General features: G+C 69.5%; 5 protein-coding genes. 2 read left to right on the top strand and 3 right to left on the bottom strand.

All coding sequences use genetic code 11. The features are described from left to right. The coding region (locus tag AC08OP_RS08515; protein WP_476613689.1) for a type I glutamate--ammonia ligase at positions 1–571 on the top strand (571 nt) is incomplete at its 5' end. Here the strand turns inward: AC08OP_RS08515 and AC08OP_RS08510 are convergent. Further along, positions 531–2882 carry an MMPL family transporter gene (locus tag AC08OP_RS08510; protein ID WP_476613688.1) on the bottom strand — a complete coding sequence of 784 codons (2352 nt, stop codon included), beginning with the start codon at positions 2880–2882 and terminating at the stop codon, positions 531–533. The genes AC08OP_RS08515 and AC08OP_RS08510 overlap by 41 nt on opposite strands. Positions 2883–2991: 109 nt before the next feature. Here AC08OP_RS08510 and AC08OP_RS08505 point away from each other — a divergent pair, with 109 nt between their 5' ends. Next, entirely contained in the window at positions 2992–3759 is a 768-nt protein-coding gene (locus AC08OP_RS08505; RefSeq protein WP_476613687.1) for a TetR/AcrR family transcriptional regulator, read from the top strand. 107 nt (positions 3760–3866) lie between these two features. Here AC08OP_RS08505 and AC08OP_RS08500 read toward each other — a convergent pair whose 3' ends face one another. Continuing rightward, the gene (locus AC08OP_RS08500) at positions 3867–4937 is read right to left on the bottom strand and encodes a glycosyltransferase family protein (RefSeq protein ID WP_462203126.1); all 1071 of its coding nucleotides are present in this window, start codon (positions 4935–4937) and stop codon (positions 3867–3869) included. A 619-nt stretch (positions 4938–5556) separates the two neighbouring features. Continuing rightward, on the bottom strand, positions 5557–5883 hold a 327-nt coding region (locus AC08OP_RS08495; protein WP_476613686.1), incomplete at its 5' end, for a diguanylate cyclase domain-containing protein.

Here is a 5883-nt window from a genome sequence, read left to right as displayed (position 1 = left end):
ACCGAGCACCGCACCCCCCGGTTTCCCACCCCCCGGCTCTCGCGACGACACCGCCGGGATGTCCGCGCTGATGTGCTCGTTCGTGGCCGGGCAGCTCGCCTGCATGGCCGATTTCGCGTTGCTGTACGCACCCAACGTGAACTCGTACAAGCGCCTGGCGCCGGGCTCCTTCGCTCCGACCGGAATCAGCTGGGGACGCGACAACCGGACCTGCGCCATACGGGTGGTCGGCGACGGGTCGGGGCTGCGCGTCGAACACCGGGTGCCGGGCGGTGACGCGAATCCCTACCTCGCCGTCGCCGGGATGATCGCGGCCGGCCGTTACGGCATCGAGCACCGTCTCCCGCTCGAACCCGGACGGATGGGCAACGCCTTCACCATGCCGGACGTGCCACGGCTGCCCGCGACGTTGCGGGAGGCGGTGGACGGGTGGCGGGCCAGTGCGGTGGCCCGGGCCGCCTTCGGTGATCGGGTCGTCGCCCATCTGGCCCATGCGGCCGAAGTCGAGCTCGCCGGCTACGAGCGGACCGTCACCGACTGGGAGCGTCGGCGCGGCTTCGAACGGTTCTGACCCCGACCTGCTCCGGGACGGAGTATTCGCGCAGTCCGAACCGCTGATACAGAGTCCGCAACGGGCCAGGGGCCCACCAGTTGTAGTCGCCGGCCACCCGCATGAAGGCGGGGACCAGCACCCCTCGGATGAGGGTGGCGTCAAGCACGATCGCGAGCGCGGTGGCGATCCCGAACATCTGGATGAACCGGACCGACGAGGTACCGAACGCGACGAAGGTGACGGCGAGCAGCGCGGCGGCGGTGCTGACGATCCGCCCAACCCGGGCGAGCCCGGTGGCGACCGCTTCGGTGTTGGGCGCGCCGGCGTCGTGCGCCTCCTTGATCCGGGAGAGCAGGAAGACCTCGTAGTCCATCGAGAGCCCGAAGGCGATACAGAAGAGCAGGACCGGCATGGAGGTGTCCAGCGGGCCGGGGGTGAAGTCGAGGAACCCGGACAGGTGGCCGTCACTGAAGATCCACACCGAGGCGCCGAACACGGCGCACATCACCAGCCCGTTAAGCACGATGGCCTTCACCGGTAGCAGCACGCTGCCGGTGAACAGGAACAGCAGCACGAAGGTCGCCAGCGCGATCAGCCCGAGGGCGACCGGGAGACGGTCGGCGATCGTGGTCTTGCCGTCTACCAGGACGGCGGATGCGCCACCGATCAGCACACTGGTCCCCACGGGCGCCGGCACCGCACGCGCGGCCCGGACGAGAGCCTGCGCCCGGTCCGACGCATAGTCCACCGCGGGCACAACCTGGAGGGAATCCGCTCCGGCGATCGCGAACCGTCGGCTGGCCGGACCGGGCGGTACGACCCGGCGCCCGTCGATGTGGGACCCGAGGGCGCTATCGACCCGGGCCACGTCCGGCAGTTCGGACAGCGCGGTCGCGTAGGAAGCGAGCGCGGACCGGTCGATCATGCCCGGCCCGGCGGCCTGGACGACGACGTCGAGCGCGCCGCCGATGTCGGCGGCGAACGCGCCCCGCAGGGCATCACCGACGATCCGGCTGTCCGCCGAGCCCGGCTTCAGCACCCGGTCGTCCGGGGTGCCGAAGTTCACGTGCAGAAAGGGCGCCCCGAGGACGAGCAGAACCGCGATTACCGGCAGGCCGGTGAGTACCGGGTGGCGCATCACGGTGCCGGCGACCTGACGCCAGAACGGCGAGTCGGCCGCCTCGCGCACCACGACCGGCGCCGACCCGACGGGCGCCGGTCCAATCGGCACCGGCCCCGCCGCGCCCGCGGGCCCGATCGCCGCGCCGCGCCGGGCACGACCGGCGCGGCGGCGGCGCACGAGCCCGAGCAGGCCGCCGATCCCCCAGGCGTTGACCCGCTCGCCGAGCACCATCAGCAGCGCCGGCAGGGCCACGACGGCGGCCAGCATCGCGACGAGGGTCACCGAGATCCCGGCGTAGCTCATCGACTTCAGGAAGAACGGCGGGAAGACGAGCATCACGGCCAATGCCACGATCACCGTCGCCCCGCTGAACAAGATCGTCCGGCCGGCCGAGCGGACCGTCCTCTCCACCGCGGTGGCGCGGTCCCGGCCCGCCGCCAGTTCCTCCCGGAACCGGCTGACCATCAGCAACGAGTAGTCGATGCCCAGCCCCAGGCCGAGGGCCGTCGCCAGGTTCACCGCGAAGATCGACACATCGGTGAGATCACCGATCACCGAAAGCGCGGCGAAGCCACCCAGCATGCCGAGCAGCCCGATACCCAGCGGCAGCAAGGCGGCAACCACGCCCGCGAACGCGATGACCAGCAACGCCAACGTGATGGGAATGGCGAACGACTCGGCGGCGGCGAGGTCGGCCGAGACGTGTCCGCTGATGTCCTCCCCGACCGTCGCGGCCCCACCCGGCCGGACCGTCACCGCCCCCGGCGCGTCCCCCCACGACTCGTAATGATCAACGATGTCGGCGGCCTGGTCATCGTCCTGGATACTGGCGACGACAAGCGCCTGCCGGCCGTCCCTCGAGCGCAGCGCCGGACCGCCCCCCGTCCAGTAGGACACGACGTCCCTCGCCCCGGCCTGGGCGGCGAGATCGGCGGCAACCGTCTTTCCCGCGGCGACGACCGCCGCGTCGTCCACATCGCCCGCCCGGGCGGTCACCAACAGGAGGAAGTTCGGGCGGCCGTGGAAGCGAGCGTCCAGGACGTCCTCGGCCCGGGAGGAGTCCGACGCCGGATCGTCGAACCCCCCCGCCTGGAGTTTGCCGAAGGCATCGCCCGCGAGCCCACCGGCGCCGAGCAGCACGAGAAGCGTGAGGACGAGGACCAGACGCGGGCGGCGCGTCACGAGCGCCACGAGCGGAGTAAACACGGAACCCTCCGAAGAGCAGGCGATGCTGAAGAGAACAGTGTTCGCGATCGCTGCTCGTGTCAAGACGCATCCGTTCGCAAAGTTGACAGCGTTCTCGTCGAGACCCACCATGACCGTGGTGAGCAGTCCGGTTCCCCGTCGCGAACGACTGCGGCAGGCCACTCTCGACGAGATCAAACAGACCGCGCGCGCCCAGCTGGCCGAGCACGGCCCGGCTGCGCTCTCCCTACGGGGAATCGCCCGGGTGATGGGCATGGCCCCATCGGCCCTGTACCGCTACGTGGACAGCCGGGAGGTCCTGCTGGCCGAGCTGGTCGCGGACGGGTTCGCCTCACTGGCGGAGGCCCTGGAGGCGGCCTTCGACGCGGCCGATCCGCACGACCACCTACGACGCTGGCTCCAAGTCGCCCGCGCGCACCGCCGCTGGGCCCTGGACCATCCGACGGAATACGGACTGATCTTCGGCCCCGGCATCCCCTGCGCCACGTCGACCAACGACCGGATGATCACACAGTTGCACCGCGCGGTCGCGGTGCTGTTCCGCTGCATGAGCGAGTCGACCAGGGCCGGCATGATCGACGCCGCCGCGGTGGACGCCCAGCTCACCCCGCCGATGCGCGCTAGCCTACAAGCCTGGGGACGCGACCACGACGTCGCGATCGACGCCGCGGGACTCGCCGTGTGCCTGGCCGTCTGGACCCAGTTGCACGGCTTCATCTCCTTGGAGATGTTCGGGCACCTCCCCTCCGCCCTCGACGACCTCGACGATCTGTTCGACCGGCAGATGGCGGACGCGATCATCCGCGTGTGGCGAGGCGGGTACCACCTCGCCACGGTGATGCCCGTCCCGCCGGCCGGCCGGCCGGCCGCGGAGTGACCACCCGGTGCTGACCAGCCACCCGGTGCCGACCAGACGGTCTGGTGGTCGACGGTCGGCCGGTCGGCGGCAGCGGTTCAACTGTCCGGCGACCGGCCGCCGGACGGTCAGGCCGAGGTCCGCATTCGCCGCCCCAGCGCGTCGAGCGCGACCCGACGGGTACCCTTGATCTCCGGCAACCGCGCCTGATAAGCCGGTGCCGTGGCCAACGGCTGGTAGAAGCCGAGCCGCGGGACGAAGTCGGTGTCGTCGTAGCCCGGCGGCCGGTGCAACGCATACGTACGACCCGGGAAAAGCAGGTCGTAGTTGTCGGCGATCTGCCAGATGGCGACGTGCGGGTCGACCCGCCGACGCTGAAAGTACGCCTCCAGGACATCGATTGTGAAACTAATCTCATGGAACTGTTTGACCAGGCTGTGGTAATGCTGGCCGACCTGATACTTGATCGGTAGTTCGATCTGGAGACTATCGGAGTAGTCGAGCAGATCGAGCGCCAGAACCTTCAGTGACGTCTCGACGCCGTACCCCCGCGAGAACGCCAGCGCCGCAAAGACGTCCGCGTCGATGACGAACTCCCCGATCAGGGGCTGGATTGTCCGAGTGATGGACGGCACATACCTGGCGAGCTGTTTCGACAACAGCGACCGCAGCATCTCGGTGGTTCGCCCCCCGGGCTGCCCGTCGCCAGTGACTCTACGCGAACTTCCGTTGACGAAAAGCGGGGCGTTATCGGCAGTCACGGCGGCAGCCAGGACACCCACTGTATATGGATCGTAGCTTTCCAGATCGGCGTCATGGAAGATGAGCCGACTACCGAATGCAAGGTAGGCGAGACTACGCATCGCGCCCGCTTTGCCGCCGGTCGTGGTGGCCTCTCGGCCCGCGTGGCGCTGCAGGACCGACTCTCCACGCACGACCCAGCTGGCGCCCGCGTCGGTCGCGATGCGCATCAGGCCATGTTCGTCCCCGTCCGACGACGGGTCGACAACCACGCCGATCTCGTCCAGCACGCTGCGCTCCTGCATCCAGCGTTGCCGGTTGAGTGCGATGATGTCGCCGAGAGTTCGAGCCGCCTCCGGGCCACGGGCCGGGATGAGCAGACTCAGAGTGATGCCCTTGGCGAGTTTGTCGACCTCGATCGAGTCGAGGTCGAGGCTGGTGGGTTCGAGCGTTCGCACGGACGCCCCTCTCTCGTGACCTTTCTTGGGTACGGACAGCCCGTACCGGTGATGACGTCCAGATGGGGATCTGGTGCGGCATTGCCGGCGGTATCAGACGGGCTGGGTAGGGAATCCCCCAGCCACCCCGGACCGCACGATTGGGTACCTCCGTTCACAACGCCTCATCCGCCCGAGTCGTCGCCGGTACCTCCCCGCGTGTTCCGGTTCACCGCTTCCGCCTCTCGACCACCCGGGAACGACCGGTCCGCCACATGCAGGTACTGGAGCGTCAAAGTATCGGTCTTACGACCGTGTCCGTCACTCCCCATCTTTCTCGAGGGGAACAACCACCGCTTCCGGGACAAGGAGCGAACACTCGGCGCCGCACCAGCACGACACATGACCCCGCCGCGCCACGGAGGGTACCCGACCAAGCACCTGGAGCGGTTGCTCCGGGACCGATCCGAAAGAACTACCCCCGCACGGCCCGCCGATGCCACCGGATGGGCGGAATCGCTCACGGCGTCCTACTCTCTTTCGGTTATGGCCACGGAAGGAAGACCGGCGCGCGACCGGGCCATCCCGAAGACGGACGATCGGGCGGCACTCGCCGGCCTGCCCACCGCCGTGGCCGCGCTCACCATCGCGTACGCCAGGGCACCGCGGCGGATACGGCATCCGGGGCCGGGGGCTGCCTACTCGAACCAGCCGTTTCACCGACTTCATGATCACCGACGTCGTGGCCCGATCCGGCGGAACCGATCGCGACCCGGTCCCGTCCCGCGGCCTTCGCGGCGTACAGCGCGCGATCCGCGGCTGCGACGAGCGCGAAGGTGTCGTCCGCGTGATCGGGGAGGGCCGCCGCTCCGACCGAGACCGTCACCGCGATCAGCAGAGACTCCTCGCCGCTGTCTCCCCGGACACCGGCACCCGACCGGGCCTGGCCGCGCGCCCTCGTCGGCTC

Source organism: Frankia sp. CeRuru1 (assembly GCF_977966315.1).
The sequence above is the reverse complement of the archived record's forward strand: the minus strand, read 5'-3'. Positions and strand labels throughout refer to the sequence as shown.

Bases quoted from the DNA above. Each gene is read 5' to 3' on its own strand.
- AC08OP_RS08505 (WP_476613687.1), top strand. From the start codon at position 2,992: ATGACCGTGGTGAGCAGTCCGGTTCCCCGTCGCGAACGACTGCGGCAG.